The sequence below is a fragment of the Pseudomonas sp. F9001 genome, assembly GCF_013385435.1.
GTDB lineage: Bacteria > Pseudomonadota > Gammaproteobacteria > Pseudomonadales > Pseudomonadaceae > Aquipseudomonas.
The window spans coordinates 1-527 of the sequence record NZ_JACAPX010000019.1; positions in this window are offsets into that span (position 1 = coordinate 1).

Below are 527 nucleotides of genomic sequence, written 5' to 3' on the forward strand. Positions count from 1 at the left end.
CAAAAGCGGCAAAGTAACCAAAGCGCTCTGCCCCGCCTGTCGGCGCCTCGCCTAGGCTCGGCGTTCCCTCACTCCGGCATTGCTCCGCGGGCCGCCGCGACGGGCCATCCATGGCCCGGCGCGGCTAAACCGGCGTCCTGCCGGTTTACCCGCTCCGCAATACCTGCGTTCGGCCTCGGGCTTATTGGGGCAGTCAGATCAAGATCAAAATCAAAAGCAAGAGCACGGCGGCCTGAGAGCCGACCTGAGTGTTAAAAGCCAGATCAAAAGCCAGAGCGAAGGCAGAGCTGCTTTTCTGTAGGAGCTGGCTTGCCTGCGATGCAGACAACTCGGTTTTTCAGATACACCGAGGCGATGCCATCGCCGGCAAGCCAGCTCCTACAGTGGACCGTGCCCGCTTTAGCTTTTGATTTTGCTCTTCAACACTCAAGCCGGCCGGTAGGCCGCTGTGCTCTTGATCTGCTTTTGATCTTGATCTTAGGCGCCCCGTTAAACCACGCTGGCCGAACGCAGGCTTTGGAGCGTGG